The organism is Maribacter huludaoensis (assembly GCF_029350945.1).
Lineage (GTDB): Bacteria > Bacteroidota > Bacteroidia > Flavobacteriales > Flavobacteriaceae > Maribacter > Maribacter huludaoensis.
Genome location: NZ_JARKMS010000003.1, coordinates 24,618 through 40,030, shown reverse-complemented (window position 1 = coordinate 40,030; position 15,413 = coordinate 24,618). Strand labels below are relative to the sequence as shown.

The following is a 15,413-nucleotide window of genomic DNA, read 5'->3' as shown; positions in this document are numbered from 1 at the left end:
TTTTATTCTTTAGTTCTAATGTTTTAAGGATGTGATATTAAGTTCTATTCAACAATTATTTTTTGAATGTCTTTTTGAAGATCGATTTCAGTACTTATAATCTCTAACATGTATACTTTTAAAAACTCCTTTTTAATTTCTCCGGTCTCTTTATAATTCACGTATATAAAATCTATAAGTTTATCCGCTTTCATTTTCAAAAGTTCCTTTTGTTCCTCAATATCTGACAAGACAGATATTTTATCATATTCTATCAATTCAATTTTAGAATTAGAAATAGCTTTCCAAGAATTAAGTTTAATTAGTGGAACAAAAATACCTTCTGACTTTTCTATTACCTTGCTTAACGATAACTCATCATCTTTCATATAAAAATTCAGAGAATCGATTAAAGTTCTTTGCTTAATTAATTTTTCATCTATATCGTAATTGGTTTCTCTCAACTCTTTATTCATTGATATAAATATCTGATCTATATACTTTGCATCTTTTCGATCTTCATTCCAATTATTGATATAGAGAGCAATTAAAATACCGACTATAATAGTAATTATCTCTTTAATAAATTCTATGATAGTTTTATTCATATTATAAGCTTTGGTTGTCAGTAAATTTCTATTTGCTCATAAAATACTATTTCTATCTTTCAATTTCATAAAAAACAACACCGTCAGCAAAATAGAAATTCCAATACCGATACAATTGGATAGTACGATATCCAATCCCAAACCAACATTTGGGTCATAGAATATGTAAGAACCCACAACACTGGTAATAAAAAATGCGGGCACTAAGGCTATTAAATAATATGTTTTCTTTTGATACAAGTAAACTGCTCCGATCCACAGGGCAATGGCAGCCGTAACTTGGTTTGCCCATGAAAAATACCTCCACAATAACTGAAAATCCATGTTGGTTAAAATAAATGAGATGATAAACAACGGAATTGCCACCATAAACCGATTCTTCAATACTTTCTGATCTATGTTCAAATAGTCGGCAATAATCATACGTGCAGCCCTGAACGAGGTATCTCCGGATGTTATGGGTAGCACTATAACGCCCAATACAGCAATGGTACCGCCAATGCTTCCTAATGAAATAATGGCAATTTTGTTTACCACGGCTGTAGGACCTCCGTTTTGTAGCAGCTCATTTAACTGGTCTCCATCTAAAATACTCATGGATGCCGCCGCCCACACCATGGCAATGGCAGCCTCAAGAATCATCATGCCATAAAATACTTTTCTACCATCTTTCTCATTATTAATGGTACGCGAAATAATGGGCGATTGCGTGGCATGAAAACCCGATAATGCACCACAGGATATCGTTAAGAAAATAACCGGAAAATAAGGAATGTTCTGCGGATGCATATTTTGAAACGTAAGCTCCGGAATAGGATTTCCAATAACGAACATACCTACGCAAATACCAATGGCGCTTAATATGAGCAACAAACCTAGCACGGGATAAAGTTTACCTATGATCTTATCTATGGGCAATAAGGTTGCGATTATGTAATAAAAGAATATGGCAAAAAGAACTATGGTCAAATAATTAGTTTCCGAACCAATAACATCATTGATCATATTTGCGGGTGCGGTTACAAAAACGGTTCCCACCAATATTAAAAGTAATAGGGCAAAGAAATTAACCACGTGACTAAATGATTTGCCTAAAAACCGCGATGCCAATGCCGGCAAGTGTGCACCGCCAAAACGTAAGGAAATCATACCGGTTAGGTAATCATGAACGGCACCTGCAAAGATAGATCCAAGCACGATCCAAATAAAGGCTATGGGACCGTACAAAGCACCCAATATGGGACCAAAAATAGGACCTACCCCTGCAATATTCAAAATTTGAATAAATGCATTTCTATTACTGTTCATGGGCACAAAGTCTACCCCATCTTCCATAGTGTGTGCAGGAGTATCTTTAGTTTCATTGGGCTTAAAGGTTTTATCCACGAACTTGCCGTAGAACATATACCCCAATACCAATAAAATCATTGACGTAATAAATGTAATCATGAGGTTATTTTAGACTTGGTATAAAATGAATTGAATGTTTGTTTTAACTAGTGACCGGTATAGGAGTAAGAAGAATTTTCTAGCCTTAAGTCGAAGCAAATTTAATCTTATTTTTTAAGCCTATCAATCCCAAACATTATAACCACAGACAAAATGGCCACAACAATTGCTTTTACCCAGTCAATTTCATCTTTTGCAAAGGCATCATAAATTATAAAACCGGTTGCTAAACCTAATACGAATTTTAAATTTTGAAGAGAGAGTAATTTTTTCATTTTGTGGTGGATTAGGTAAAATAATAATGTTAACAATTACAAGTGGATTGATATAAAATCGAATCCGCAATAGTTGCGTTATTACACTGTCATAGGTAGTTTTTTATTTCTTTAAATGCTTATACATAATATAGGTATCTACCAATCCTAATTTAGGGTGTCTAAATCCCTTAGGCGTAGTTCCAATGATTTCAAATCCATATTTTTTCCATAATTCCACTGCTCCTTTATTCGTACTTACTACGATATTGAATTGAATTCCTATATATTGATTTTCCTTTGCTATTTCGAGAGAATGTTCACAAAGTTTTTTTCCAATGCCCTTTCCGTGAGAATTGGGGTTTACCATATAACTACAATTTGCAATATGGTTTCCTAAATCAATTTGATTGGGTTTAATAATATATGTACCAAGTATTTGTCCGTTATCTTCAATAACATAAGTTTCCATATAATCAGCAAACCAATGCTTTTTCAAATCCTTTTTTGGTGTATTTGGATTGAAAACGTAGGTATCTCCAGTTTCAATCACTTTTGAGAATATTTCCCATACTTGGTCAATATCAGTTTCTGTTGCTTTTCTAATTTTCAATTCAAGTGGTCGTTAAATTATTCAAAACGGTTAAGAACTAAGGTTTGCAAATCCGAGCGGATTCAATTGTAGTCCAATTTGCTCTAGTTGCGTAATACGTTATTGGCAATAGTATTTTTTACTATTATCTCATTCAGTTTTTGAGTATCAGTTTCCTTAATTTCATTTAGGTCAAACGTAATTGTTTCTCCATTGTTCTTTGTAATTATTAATGTATTCTGAATTAATTCGGTCTTTTTGATTTGGTCAAAATTCAATGATTTTGAAATCCAAGAATTTACCCGAACAACAGCTCCTTTTTTGTTCCATTGAACATAATTCTTATACCAAAACATTTTACTGAAATAAACCAGTTGTATAAAAAACCCAATAGCACTTATTCTTTTGTTCAGTTTTGGATTTTCAAATTCAAATAATTCAAAAAAACCAACCAAAATAAAAATTAGAGATAGGAATAGAATGAATATCCAAATCCAACTTTTCATATGGTCAAAATGTATCTTTTTCTTTTCCATTTGCGTTCAAATGCTATTATTGTTAACGACTTCGTAAGAAAAGCAAGGCAATTGTGAGTGTTACTTTTCTAATGAAACACAAGACAAATTACTACATTTTATTAGTTGTTTTGTTTTTCAAGTCCAACAATTTTAATGCTTTGTGGTAGTTTTCTATTCTTGACAGTGCATTTCCGTCAATGAATAAAATGACCATTAACATGGAAAGAGTTGTAATACAGATTGCTCTCCAAGTTGGAGTATTCAAACATAGAATTAATAATGCCGCTATGATGATTACTATGGGAACAACTTTAAATACCACCACAAATTGGTTAATAGTGGATTCAGATCGTTCAATTTCTGACTGATAAAAGGCAATTTCATCGGAATTAAAATCCTTTTCAAATTGTTTAATTCTTTTATTATTGGCGTAGTTAGTGCCGCTACCAATTATTAGGAGCAAGATATCTACTACTAGTGTTGGAATAATATAAGCCTTTGCTAAATCTGTTTTTCCCAATTGCCAAAATCCTACACTTGCTATAAAAAAGCCAATTGCAAAGAAATAAAGAAACGTGTTGACAATACTTCGGCTTTTGCCCATTCTATTGCTAGTTTTAATACGTCCATAATTTCATTTTTTAAATACAGATAATAGCTTGGATAAGCATCATACGGAAGTAAAGAACCTTTCGTTTTTACTTATATACATTTGGGTTATGCTTCTCCATATACAATTTAGGATTTGGTAATTCTGTAAAACCAAATTTTTCATAAAGCCACTCAGCCGTGTCAGTTAATAAAATCCAGCGTCTTAATCCTTGAAGGTTAGGATGTTCAGTTATTTCGTCCATCAACCATTTACTTAATCCCTTTCCCCTAAATTCCTTTAAAATATAAACATCACCTAAATAGGCAATGGTAGAAAAGTCACTGATTATTCTTGCAAAACCAATTTGCCTGTTTTTGTAGTAGATCCCAAAATTTAAGGAGTTTTCAATGGATGTTTTCAACGTATGGATAGGAATTCCATTTGCCCAGTCGGTTTCGTTTGAAAGAAATTTATGAATATTTTCAACATCTAGCTTGTTCTTGTCCGTTGAAATGGTAAAATCATTTTTATGTACTTCTTTAATTTTCATTTTATTGTTGTCAACTTTTTTAATTCCTGTCATGGAATGCACTTAAGTATAGAACAGTTGTTCTCGTTTATGAACAAAGTATTTCAGTAAAGTTTAAGTCCATTCGCATTTTCATTTAATAATTCTTTTGTGAATTATCATTTAAAAATAAAGTTTTGATTTAAAACAGCTCCTAAATTTCCTTTAAAAAGTATGCATAAGTGGTTATAATAGGTAAGATTTAAATAGGCTCTGTAAGGGGTATTACGTTGTACTTTTAATTCAACAAAATAATGTTAGATGAGTACATTACACATAAAAAACCCAGAAGAAGCTTCTGGGTTTAAACATTTATAAAAGGAGTTCTTATTCTTGTGATGGCGGTTGTAGGGTGTACCCCATTGATGTCATTACATTCAATTGATCATAGTAATGCGCCATCATCGTAATTTTTCCATCTTTTAAAAAGCAGGTTACCTGCGCTGGTATCATTATCTTTTGCCCGGTTTTTTTATTGGATATGGTATCGGTTGTCCAAACCATTACCCATTCGCCCTCATTGATTCCTCCAGTTACTTTTATGGGGGCATAAGACGTGTTTTCGTCAATTGAATGTTTAGTGGTTTCAAAGCTCTCCTTATAATATTCGGCTAACTGAGCGGGGTTCATTTCTTGAGCAAAACTCCCAGAGAGGCCATAAATTTTGGCATCGTCCGCTAATTGCGCCACCATAGTTTGCACATCTCCATTCTGTACTGCATTTACATAATTTGACACGGTAGTTACATTGGCTTCGGCGTTCTCAAAGTCCATAGTAGCTGAAATTTCTTGTGCAGTGCAAATTTGCGGAGTGAACAGCACGGCAAAAGTAAAAAGCATAATCATTTTAATAGTTCTCATAATTTATGTATTTATTGGTTATTATTCTACTCAATTTGTCTCTTGCCACAAATGGGGGAATAATATAGTTAGCTACAAATACTATGGGAACTTTTTTACTTCATCTAATATGAATAAACATGCTTTGTTTTAAACTACTGGAATTTAGTGATTTAAAATTACTTTTTCATAGTATTCATATTAAATAAATAGGATATTATATATATTACTAAAGCTGCTTTTTAATGGGACCGTGAATTATTTTAAATACTAAGGCATATACTTAAGACTTTTACATTTATGACTCGTTAAGAAATATTGAAGCAATCTATAGTTTTTATATTTCATTCAATAGTTTTTCAGAATTCCAAACAGTTGCAAATTCCTCACTCAAATTTGCAAGGGTTGTTAAATGTATTATTTCAGAGCTGTATTTTTCTCCGTTAATTCCAATTCTGTCAAAAGTAGCTGTTGCGTCGGAAATTAAATAAGTCTCATAGCCAAAGTTACCTGCCATTCGTGTTGTGGTAGATACACAGTGATTTGTAGTAATTCCGACTATTACCAAGGTTTTAATTCCTAATCCGTCCAATTGCTCCTTTAAATTGGTTCCTATAAAAGCACTATTTACATTTTTCGTTATTACGGGTTCATTTTTCTCAGGTAGGACATTTTCGTTAAATTCAAATCCTTTATTTTGTTCATTGAGTTTCGATTGTGGATTTGTAGAGCTGTGCCTAATATGAAATATAGGCAAATTTAATTCACGCCATTTCCCTAGTATTTCTCCGCAAATGATTTCAGCGTTTTTATTATTTCTATTTCCTCCCCAATAATCTTCTTCCAAAAAAGCTTTTTGAACATCCACTAGGATTAAAGCTGGATTTTTTTCTCTTAATTTCATTTTGATGTTTGTTCAGTTTTAATGACACACAACGGCTCTGCTAAGCGTGGTGCTGAGGCAAGGAAACTTTTCGTTTCCGCCTGCCTGTCGGCAGGCAAGTCTGCGCACGAAGCTAAAGCTTATTGTTTGGTTTTATTTTTTCTCGTCCAAAGCAAAATCCCAAAGATTTCGCGACTTCATAATTATACACAAACCTTTGGTTTAGGCCCTAAAATCCAAATTACGTTTAAGTTTTATTGTGCACAGGTTTTATTCGGTCAAACTTAGATTCTTGAACTTCATCTGTTTTCCAAATTTCAATTTCATAATAGTCTTCTCCATCAAGTCCATCTTCTGAAAGTTTATCTAAGTTGGAATAGTATATTCTAACTCTATAGATTCCGTTGTCGATTTCAATACGTTTTGCATCAGGATAATATTCCGTACATCCAATTACAACTAGCTTTTCCGATATAATGGTTAAATCAGATTCATTAATTTGAAAAACTTGATGTAAGTTTTCTTTTAGTTTTGGTTCTAAATCACATATTTTAATAGTAACAGGAACGTCCATATTACGAACGGTTCCTATTCCTATTCCTTCAGGCGTAATGGCAAGAAAATTATCAACGGAAAATTGGTCCCATGCATTACCAAAATTTGGGTTCATATTTTCATCATGAAGATGAAATTGAAAATAATCTGCAAAAATTTCTAATTGATATTCTTTCATTTTTTCAAATTATGCCCAACGCTCGGCTATGATCTGTTGCGGAAAATGTCCGCAGGACTTTTAAGCCCAGTCACGAGACATCGTATAAAGTTAAGGATTTCCGTAAGGAAATCTACCGTGAGCAATGGATTATAGGTATTGTTGGTAAACATATTTTTATTTAATGAATATCAATAATCTACACCATAATAAGTTCCTTTGTCCAAGTCACATTTTTTTAAATAATCTTCTAATACCTTTTCATGAATTATACCTCTACTACCAAAAAAGCTGATACTATCATTGTCTTTATGTACTAAAATAATAGCTGGCTCACCTTCATTTAATATATAAGGAGAATATACTTCGTATCCTTTTGAAGGATTTTCTTTTTCTAAATTATAGATAAAGTGAATATCCTTTTTTATGAAATTATTTATTGCGCCTTTTTTGTAAACTTTTGTTATTATGCCTTGTACAGGAAGGAAGTCTTCATCATTATAATCTTCATAATCAAGCTTAGCTTTTTGGTTACAACTTATAATTACAAAAAAAATGATAATTGTCTTTTTCATTTGTTACTATTAGTATTTTCCAAACTTGTTATCCATAATGAGCATGAGTACCTTGAAAGCAATAAAAATTAATGTTTTTTGACACAGTACCTAAGCGTAGTTCGGGGCAAGGAAACGTTGAGTTTCCTTCTGAGCACTAAGCTAAAGCTTATTGTTTGGTTTTATTTTTTCTTGTCCAAAGCAAAACCCCAAAGACTTAGCGACTTCATAAATATACACAGACTTTAGCGTTTAAGCCCTAAGCCCGTATTGTTAACAGGTTGTGTTAACTACTTTATTTTTTTTCCATTTTCATCCCACTTTTGTAAAGTTTCTCCATTTCTTTCTATATGGATTTGCCCATTTTCATGCCAATAATTATACACATCATCTGCATATTTTTCATACTTTAAATTACCATTTTTATACCATTGTTTGAGTCGCTCGTAAGAGTGTTCATTTTTATAAAAGGATAAACTTTTTTTATTTCCATCAAAATCGAAATCAAAACACTCTCCATATACTTTACCTTTATGAAATGAGTATCTTTTTTGAAGGTTTTTATTCAAATAGAAGGTTTCTAGTTGTCCTGTAAATTCCTTTTCAAAAGACTTACCGTCCTTGTCCAAACAAAAATTATTAGGGTTATTTTTTATTTGTTCAGAAAGATGCTGCATAGATGCACTTAGGTTAAAATATGAATCAAACTTTGAATCTAACTTTTCGTAAATAGCATCTCTTTCATCATATTCCAAAGAAGTGTTTCGTAAAGATTCAAATTGATTCGAGTATTTTTTATAGAAACTCGTTGCCTGATTTATGTTTTCTATTACATCTAAATGACCAAATTCTTTGAGTAATTGACATAGAGATGGCAGCTCAGCTACTAGGTCTTCGTATTCTGCGAAAAAATTAATGTAACCGTAACTTTCAAGTGTAAATTCAATTGTGTTTAATAGTTCATAATACAGCTGATGTTTTTTAAACATTTCTCGCTTTGACTCTGAAATAGATGAATCTGAATAGTATTCATTTGCTTCACCAATTAATTGTATTAGAGCGTGAGGGTTTTCTGAATAAAAATAATAGTAGAATTTACTGATTTTTGGAATCATTAGTTATTGTAGTTAACGGACTTGTGTATGAAACGTAGCGTGCAAAAAGACACTAACTTTTCGGATTAACACAGAGCCAAATTTTTATATTTTGTTTTTAATTTTTCTCTTTTTAAAAGCCAAATTAAAAATTTGGCGGACTTTATAAATACACCGAAAACTTTCGGTTAAGCACTTATTAGCTTTGTTTTATACACCGTGTTGTGGTGTCGTTTTTTGTTCCTATCAGATAGATTTATTCATTTACTTTTTGAAAGCAAATCCTTTGAAAATATGTGTCAGATTCAGTATTGTCGACTCGTTCTAATATTACTAATTCATTTTCATTGAGTTTCTCTATCTTACATTTAGCATAATTATATACCTCACCCATAACAATGCTAAAATCACAATATTCAGGTTCTTTTGATATTTCCCAAAAAACTTGTTTAGACTCAGTATCATCAATATAAATGTTAAAATGATAAGTTAATTTCGCTCTGTATTTATCTGTGAATACGATTTGAATATCCGTCAGGTCAATTTTATCAAGATTTTCTTTTCCTATTCCAGAATAAATAAAGTTACTTGGGAATTCATCAATCTTATTTTTATCAAATATTTGCCATTCACTAATATGGTCTAAAGCATCTTCATCAGGAGGGTAGAAAGCGTGCTGATTTTTCCATTCAGTTACTCTCCATTTTCCTATTATTTTGTTTAATGATTCAGATATTTCTTCCATTGATTTTTCGTTTTTTTTAATGCACCACAACGTTTCGGCTAAGCGTAGTGCGGAGGCAGGGAAACCGTTCGTTTCCGTCTAAGCACGAAGCTAAAGCTTATTGTTTAGTTTTATTTTTTCTCGTCCAAAGCTAAATCCATAAGATTTAGCGACCTCATAAATATACACAGACCTTTCTATTTAGTCTTAAAGTCTGCATTACGTTTAGGTTTTGTTAGCAAAAGTATTTTTTGTCAGAAGCTTAAAAGTCCCGGACAAAAGTATCATTAGCGCGGGATATATTGTAGGTTGAAAATCGATGTGAGTGAAAGATGCTATTATATGTCCTGCAGATATTACCATTAATCCTATTAGCGCAAGCTTGAACATTTTATAATTGATATTCATTAATAGAGCACAGATAAAGCTCCCAAAAAGCAATATCTTAGATGTAATTAATAATATGTTCTCAAAAGATGAAGGTTTTCTTAATAAAACAGGAATATGCATTTTTTCGGGATCATTAAAATCTATCGAAATTGAGGTAATGATAAAAAGAATAGAAGCTAATAATAGGAAAACGAATATGGAAGAACCTTTCCATTTTTTGTAAAATATTTGTTTAAGTGCATTTTTATTAGACTTTTCAGATTTTATGTAATTAAGTAAAACCTCTCCATCAGATTTTTTAGAGCTATTTAATTTAAAGCTCAATAGGGTAACTATTGCTACTATTGAAGCTATAATTGTTAATGGATTACTATTTATAGAACCAGCCCTTAAAATTGAGAAACAAAAGAACAATAAAAATGCTATGCTTGTTAGTTTAAGATTTCTATTCACATAACCTCTGTTTATTATAATGTTGATACCAATGAAAATTAACAATAGAGCTAAAAAAGGTTTAAGAACCAATTCGTTTAATTTCAAAAAATCTCCACTTGAACTAAATTTGTATTCAAAAAAACCACGAACAGGTTTTATGAAATAGAGTAAAACTCCAGATATAGCTAATAATATAAAACCAAAATAGTTGCCATTCCAATTATTTTTAAACTTGTAATTGTCTAATTCTTTTATAATTTCATCGTCATTATATCCTTTAGCAATTAGTCCAGAAACAATATCGGGCTTGTTCTTGCTTATGTATTCTAAATGCTTTAGGTCGTTTAAAATAGTAGAGTCTTTTTTCATATTTTTGCTAACGGCTTAGGCTATGATTAGTACGGGAATTAAAAAGCGATTAATTTCGGATCAAGCACTTAGCCAAAACTTTTTATTTTGTTTTAATTTTTTCATTTTAAAGCCAAATCCAAAAGATTTGGCGGACTCTTTAAATATACACAGACCTTAGCTCAAAGCCTAAAACCCGTATTAATTATAGCCATTGTTAGCAGTAGTTTTTAATTTATCTTTTTATAGGTGTACTGTCGAATTTTTGTTATTTCCCATTTTTCTTTTTTAAGTCTTTTGGTTGTTATTGCTTCTAAACAATGAGAGTAAGGTTTTTCAATTACTTTATAAACTATACCATTGTTATTAATTTCAATTGATTTATAACGATTTTTGTTGTTCGGGCTTTCAAATATTGTCTTTATCTTTTCATATGGGATTGAGTAATTAAAAGATAAATTTGTTATATAATCTTTTTGATTACTTCTGCTTATTATATTACCGTGAGTGTCTAAATCAACCTTATAATTTAATTTCTTGTTCTCTTTTATTTCTATTAAAATTCCGAACTTTTTATCATACTTGAAAGAGAGACTATCAATTGTTTTGTATTTTTCGTTTTCTTTTAATTTCTTTTCATGAGTATAACTAATGATTTGGTTATTGTCATTGTATGTGAATTTTTTTAGAACAAATGGATAGCCGTTATCTTTATTCTCATAGTATTGTTTAGTACAATTATTGTTTTCATCATAAGAGTACCAAACTTTAAAATTGAGATAATTTTCATATTCATTTAATATTCTTCTATAGGTTAGCCTCTTTTTATTGTCGTAAGAGAATTCCTCAAATCCTGAATATTTAAGTTGACCATTAACGTTATTTGAATCAATTTTTTTAATTACTAATCCCTTTTCATTGTATTTAAAATATCTTTTCCAATATACCGGGGTTTTGTTGTTTTGATTTAATCCTTGTCTTACTTGAATTTCTATTTTACCTAAGCTATTAAAAACAGAGTAAAACAGAGTGTCCTTTGTAATGGGTCCATTTGAATATTTATTATAGTGTGTTTCTAATATTTTTTTATTGCCTATACGAGTAACACTTATTTCTGTATTTAATGTATCGTAATATTTAAAGTAAGACTCCTTTTTAAAGAGTTCTTTTTTAGTGAAATCATAATTAACCTGCTTAGAAAGCATCCAACTTTTATTTATGAAGTTATAATATTTGTGAATGCTTCTTGTTTTTGTAGAGTCAATTAATTCGATTAATGAATAATTAATAGGAGTTGATACAAAAAATATAGAATCATTATTAATGTTTGTAAGTATCATTTTTCCTTTATTTACAGAAATGGAATCATTATGGGTGAAAGCTTTAATATTAAATTTTCTTTTTTTATTGTTCCAGCTATCAGTCGCACTTTTATAGGTTTTAACACTATCTTGTACCCAATAGAAGTTTTTATTATTTGAATTAATTTGAGAGAAACAAATAATAGTCGTGAAAAATAATAAGATAAGTATTGGTTTTTTTTTCATATTACTGCTAACTATTGTATATGTACACAATTGTACATATCCCTAAATATAAAAATATATGTACAATCGTAATTATCCCTTATTCCTAAATTCAGCGTTACTTCACCTCTTTCAATAACACCTCTATTGACTTCTCCAATTGCTGATCAATGCCGTTTGCAATAACACCGGGTTGGTTTTTAACAATGAACTCTGGATTGGTCTCGTTGTTTTCCATCCACTCGCCTGCTTTGTTTTTGGCACTTACGGGTACTACGCCCCAAACACCTCCATTGGGCAAACGTTCCCAACCGGCAAAGCTACAGGTACCCGGTACGGGCATTCCCACGGTCTTACCGATCTTTAGATCCACATAACCGCTCGCAAAGCAAGAACCGTCGCTATACATAGATTCATTGAACATGGCCAAGGTTGGTTTTGTCCACCTAGAGGTTGGCTCGCCACCAACTACCCTATCCTCGGTTTCGTAAGATAAAAATGGTATACCGGTAAAGAACATGGCCAGGTCTGCCACTAAATCGCCACCACCATTAAAACGGGTATCTATAATGACCGCTTTTTTATCATTGAACTTGCCCAGCATTTCTTCATAAATGGTACGGTAAGGTCCGTCTGCCATTCCGGGTATATGCACATAGCCCAAGGCTCCATTGCTCTTTTCCAGCACTTCCTTTTCATTGGTTTTCACCCAACGGTCATACAACAGACCTCCTTCTTCCCTTAGCGAAATAGGCTTTACGGTCAGCTGTTTCTTTTTGCCTTTTTCATCCACAATATCAAGCAGGGTAAAATCTCCGGCAATGCGGTTTAAATAGCGCGCCACATCCGTGTCCGCACCAATGGTCTCACCGTTTATTTTCTGTATAATCATGCCGGGTGAAATGTCAAAACCAGCCTTATCCAACGGACCGCCTTTTATGACTTCGGTAATTTTTATTCCGTCGCCTTTATAATCATAATCCATAAAAATACCCAACGATGCGGTTTCATCACCATTTTCAATGGCACCGTAGAAGCGTCCGCCGGCGTGACTTACGTTCAGCTCTCCCAACATTTCCGATACCATTTCCATAAACTCAAAGTCATTGCCAATATGCGGCAGGTACTTTTCATATTCGGTACGCATAGCATGCCAATCAATTCCATGAAAGGTAGAGGTATAAAATATGCCATTGGTCTTTAGCCAAATATGATCGAACATAAACTTACGTTCGGCATCGGCATCCAATACCATTTCGGCATTCAGTTTCACCGGTTCTTTTTTACCGCCCGCGACATCTACTTTAGAAATGCTACCATCTGATAATAAAAATAAGTTTTCCTTCTCGGCATCCCACTGTAAACTTGCCGATTTTGCACCTAGCGCCACCAACATTTTGGTGCTTTTGGTACGTATTTCGGTTTCCCAAAGATTATAGTCCTTTTCAAATTTGGTCAGGTAGTACAGTTTTTCCCCATCTTTTGAGAGTACGGCATCAGACAGTTTAGAGGAGTGTATGGTTAATCGCGCCTTTCTTCGGTCTACATCCTCCAAATCGAACTTTAAGGTGTTTACCTTTGGCTTCTCATCCTTTTTATCCTTCTTCTTTTTATCGTCTTTATCCTCGCCTTCTTTTTCTTTTTTAGTCTCTTCTATCATTTTCAACAGATCATACTCTTCTTTGGTATTGTTGAATTTATCCCAAGACTCTTGGGTCAAGAACATGGTATATACATCGGTCTCAAAAGAACCACTGGTGGCATAACTTTTTAGTCCGTTACGGTTAGTGAAATACATGATCTGACTACCATCTTTCACCCATTTTGGGTAGTACTCATAATAGCCACTTTGGGTCAGGTTTTTACGCTTTTTCCCATCCATGGATATCAAAAGCACCTCCGTGTTGTTCAGTGAAACACTCCAATCTACCAATAGCCATTTGCTATCCGGACTCCACTGGTAATACTGGTCTCCGTCCCTCATATGTATGATTTCATCTGGAGTCAGTAATGTGGTGACCTCTTTCGTCTTTAAATTCTTGACCTTTAAGGTCTTTCTATCTTCTATATATGCCACATAGGTACTATCCGGAGAAAACTCAGGCGAGTAAATATCATTTTCAGACGTTACCAAAGTATCTTCTTTGATCAGGGTAGCCGCAAAGAAATAAGGTTCTTCCGATCGCACCTTTGAAGATTTAAAAATGCTCCACTTGCCATTGCGTTCACTGCTGTACGCTACAGATGCGCCATCTGGAGTAAACTTTACAAAGCGTTCCTGTTCCGGGGTGTTGGTGATACGCTTGGTCAACGAACCATCTACAGAGGTCACAAATACTTCTCCCCTGCTTATAAATGCAATTTCTTTGCCGTTAGGGGCTACATCCATTTCTTGCACACCACCGTTGACCGATTTATAGGTGATAGCATTACTATCTTCTTGCGTTCTTACTATGATTTCTACCTTCTTAGCACCTTCACCGGCTTTTAGCGTATAAATTTCACCATCATAACCAAATGCCAAGGTATTGTTCCCAATACTTAACGAGCGTACCGGATGGGTCTTATAATTGGTATGTGCAGTAATTTCTGGTGCTCCCGTCAACGACATGGAATAGACATTAAAAGAGCCTTCTTGCTCGCTTAAATAGTAAATGGCACTACCGTCTTTTGAAAATACCGGATTACGGTCTTCTCCCTTAAAATTGGTTAATTTGGTATGTTTTCCCGTTGCTGGTTCATACGACCAAATATCTCTGGTAATGGCAGATGTGTGATGCTTTCTAAAGGCATCTTCATAGCCTTTTTTATCATGATATACCATTTTAGAACCATCGGCATTTACTTGAACATCTTCTGCTGGAACGGTCAACACCTGATCTACCCTGCCCCCATTTGCGGGAACACTGTACAGTTCTGGTTGTGATGCTGTTGGGTATTGACGATGCTCGGCATCATCCAATCGCATGGCGCCAAATAAAACTGCGGTATCGTCTGCAGAAAAACTGAACGCCTTTTCATCGTTACTATGGTATGTCAATCTGGTTGACGGTCCGCCTTTGGCATCCATGATATACACATCAAAATTGCCGTACCTATCCGAAGAGAAAGCAATTTTTTCTCCGTTCTTGCTCCAAACCGGAGCATAATCATTAGCAACGTGGTACGTTAGCTGTTTTGCCACGCCACCATCTACAGGAACTGTAAAGAGGTTTCCTTTGTACGTAAACGCAATAGTTTCACCGTTGGGAGAAATGGCCGGGTAACGTGCCCATTGTGGATTTGTCTGTGCTGAACATACGTACGTTAGGCAAATTGCCATTACCGATAAAAAAGAGTATTTCATG

General features: G+C 33.3%; 16 protein-coding genes. All 16 read right to left on the bottom strand.

Annotated elements, in window-relative coordinates:
• Window positions 1–44: 44 nt before the first annotated feature.
• The 16 genes from PXC01_RS10060 to PXC01_RS09985 all read right to left on the bottom strand — a co-directional run bounded on the left by PXC01_RS10060 (window position 45) and on the right by PXC01_RS09985 (window position 15,412).
• Window positions 45–587, bottom strand: coding sequence for a DUF6090 family protein (locus PXC01_RS10060; RefSeq protein ID WP_276472170.1), 543 nt, complete (start codon window positions 585–587; stop codon window positions 45–47).
• A gap of 36 nt (window positions 588–623) precedes the next feature.
• The gene (locus PXC01_RS10055; protein ID WP_276472169.1) at window positions 624–2,036 is read right to left on the bottom strand and encodes a carbon starvation CstA family protein; all 1,413 of its coding nucleotides are present in this window, start codon (window positions 2,034–2,036) and stop codon (window positions 624–626) included.
• Window positions 2,037–2,143: 107 nt separating this feature from the next.
• A complete protein-coding gene (locus PXC01_RS10050) occupies window positions 2,144–2,311 on the bottom strand; it encodes a hypothetical protein (RefSeq protein WP_276472168.1) in 168 nt (55 codons plus the stop codon).
• Between the two features lie 103 nt (window positions 2,312–2,414).
• Window positions 2,415–2,903, bottom strand: coding sequence for a GNAT family N-acetyltransferase (locus PXC01_RS10045; protein ID WP_276472167.1), 489 nt, complete (start codon window positions 2,901–2,903; stop codon window positions 2,415–2,417).
• A gap of 83 nt (window positions 2,904–2,986) precedes the next feature.
• The gene (locus tag PXC01_RS10040) at window positions 2,987–3,418 is read right to left on the bottom strand and encodes a hypothetical protein (protein ID WP_276472166.1); all 432 of its coding nucleotides are present in this window, start codon (window positions 3,416–3,418) and stop codon (window positions 2,987–2,989) included.
• 91 nt (window positions 3,419–3,509) lie between these two features.
• Complete coding sequence (locus PXC01_RS10035) at window positions 3,510–4,004, bottom strand: hypothetical protein (RefSeq protein ID WP_276472165.1); 495 nt, start codon at window positions 4,002–4,004, stop codon at window positions 3,510–3,512.
• A 94-nt stretch (window positions 4,005–4,098) separates the two neighbouring features.
• Entirely contained in the window at window positions 4,099–4,575 is a 477-nt protein-coding gene (locus tag PXC01_RS10030) for a GNAT family N-acetyltransferase (protein WP_276472164.1), read from the bottom strand.
• 312 nt (window positions 4,576–4,887) lie between these two features.
• A complete protein-coding gene (locus PXC01_RS10025) occupies window positions 4,888–5,421 on the bottom strand; it encodes a nuclear transport factor 2 family protein (RefSeq protein WP_276472163.1) in 534 nt (177 codons plus the stop codon).
• A 316-nt stretch (window positions 5,422–5,737) separates the two neighbouring features.
• Window positions 5,738–6,304, bottom strand: a complete 567-nt coding sequence (locus PXC01_RS10020) for a cysteine hydrolase family protein (protein ID WP_276472162.1) — start codon at window positions 6,302–6,304, stop codon at window positions 5,738–5,740.
• Window positions 6,305–6,530: 226 nt separating this feature from the next.
• The gene (locus PXC01_RS10015; RefSeq protein ID WP_276472161.1) at window positions 6,531–7,016 is read right to left on the bottom strand and encodes a hypothetical protein; all 486 of its coding nucleotides are present in this window, start codon (window positions 7,014–7,016) and stop codon (window positions 6,531–6,533) included.
• Between the two features lie 170 nt (window positions 7,017–7,186).
• On the bottom strand, window positions 7,187–7,570 hold the full coding sequence (locus tag PXC01_RS10010; protein WP_276472160.1) for a hypothetical protein: 384 nt from the start codon (window positions 7,568–7,570) through the stop codon (window positions 7,187–7,189).
• 269 nt (window positions 7,571–7,839) lie between these two features.
• Window positions 7,840–8,664 (bottom strand): toxin-antitoxin system YwqK family antitoxin, encoded by an 825-nt coding sequence (locus PXC01_RS10005; protein WP_276472159.1) that lies wholly within the window; start codon window positions 8,662–8,664, stop codon window positions 7,840–7,842.
• A gap of 235 nt (window positions 8,665–8,899) precedes the next feature.
• Window positions 8,900–9,388 (bottom strand): hypothetical protein, encoded by a 489-nt coding sequence (locus PXC01_RS10000; protein ID WP_276472158.1) that lies wholly within the window; start codon window positions 9,386–9,388, stop codon window positions 8,900–8,902.
• A gap of 204 nt (window positions 9,389–9,592) precedes the next feature.
• Window positions 9,593–10,561 carry a hypothetical protein gene (locus tag PXC01_RS09995; protein ID WP_276472157.1) on the bottom strand — a complete coding sequence of 323 codons (969 nt, stop codon included), beginning with the start codon at window positions 10,559–10,561 and terminating at the stop codon, window positions 9,593–9,595.
• Window positions 10,562–10,770: 209 nt separating this feature from the next.
• Window positions 10,771–12,087 carry a hypothetical protein gene (locus tag PXC01_RS09990; protein ID WP_276472156.1) on the bottom strand — a complete coding sequence of 439 codons (1,317 nt, stop codon included), beginning with the start codon at window positions 12,085–12,087 and terminating at the stop codon, window positions 10,771–10,773.
• A gap of 97 nt (window positions 12,088–12,184) precedes the next feature.
• Entirely contained in the window at window positions 12,185–15,412 is a 3,228-nt protein-coding gene (locus PXC01_RS09985; protein ID WP_276472155.1) for a S41 family peptidase, read from the bottom strand.
• Window position 15,413: the final 1 nt, after the last annotated feature.

What these genes read in the sequence shown, in the direction of transcription:
- PXC01_RS10010 (WP_276472160.1), bottom strand. Translation starts at nt 7,570, where the DNA reads ATGAAAAAGACAATTATCATTTTTTTTGTAATTATAAGTTGTAACCAA.
- PXC01_RS10055 (WP_276472169.1), bottom strand. Translation starts at nt 2,036, where the DNA reads ATGATTACATTTATTACGTCAATGATTTTATTGGTATTGGGGTATATG.
- PXC01_RS10020 (WP_276472162.1), bottom strand. Translation starts at nt 6,304, where the DNA reads ATGAAATTAAGAGAAAAAAATCCAGCTTTAATCCTAGTGGATGTTCAA.
- PXC01_RS10035 (WP_276472165.1), bottom strand. Translation starts at nt 4,004, where the DNA reads ATGGGCAAAAGCCGAAGTATTGTCAACACGTTTCTTTATTTCTTTGCA.
- PXC01_RS10000 (WP_276472158.1), bottom strand. Translation starts at nt 9,388, where the DNA reads ATGGAAGAAATATCTGAATCATTAAACAAAATAATAGGAAAATGGAGA.
- PXC01_RS10025 (WP_276472163.1), bottom strand. Translation starts at nt 5,421, where the DNA reads ATGAGAACTATTAAAATGATTATGCTTTTTACTTTTGCCGTGCTGTTC.
- PXC01_RS09985 (WP_276472155.1), bottom strand. Translation starts at nt 15,412, where the DNA reads ATGAAATACTCTTTTTTATCGGTAATGGCAATTTGCCTAACGTACGTA.
- PXC01_RS09995 (WP_276472157.1), bottom strand. Translation starts at nt 10,561, where the DNA reads ATGAAAAAAGACTCTACTATTTTAAACGACCTAAAGCATTTAGAATAC.
- PXC01_RS10030 (WP_276472164.1), bottom strand. Translation starts at nt 4,575, where the DNA reads ATGACAGGAATTAAAAAAGTTGACAACAATAAAATGAAAATTAAAGAA.
- PXC01_RS09990 (WP_276472156.1), bottom strand. Translation starts at nt 12,087, where the DNA reads ATGAAAAAAAAACCAATACTTATCTTATTATTTTTCACGACTATTATT.
- PXC01_RS10040 (WP_276472166.1), bottom strand. Translation starts at nt 3,418, where the DNA reads ATGGAAAAGAAAAAGATACATTTTGACCATATGAAAAGTTGGATTTGG.
- PXC01_RS10015 (WP_276472161.1), bottom strand. Translation starts at nt 7,016, where the DNA reads ATGAAAGAATATCAATTAGAAATTTTTGCAGATTATTTTCAATTTCAT.
- PXC01_RS10005 (WP_276472159.1), bottom strand. Translation starts at nt 8,664, where the DNA reads ATGATTCCAAAAATCAGTAAATTCTACTATTATTTTTATTCAGAAAAC.
- PXC01_RS10050 (WP_276472168.1), bottom strand. Translation starts at nt 2,311, where the DNA reads ATGAAAAAATTACTCTCTCTTCAAAATTTAAAATTCGTATTAGGTTTA.
- PXC01_RS10060 (WP_276472170.1), bottom strand. Translation starts at nt 587, where the DNA reads ATGAATAAAACTATCATAGAATTTATTAAAGAGATAATTACTATTATA.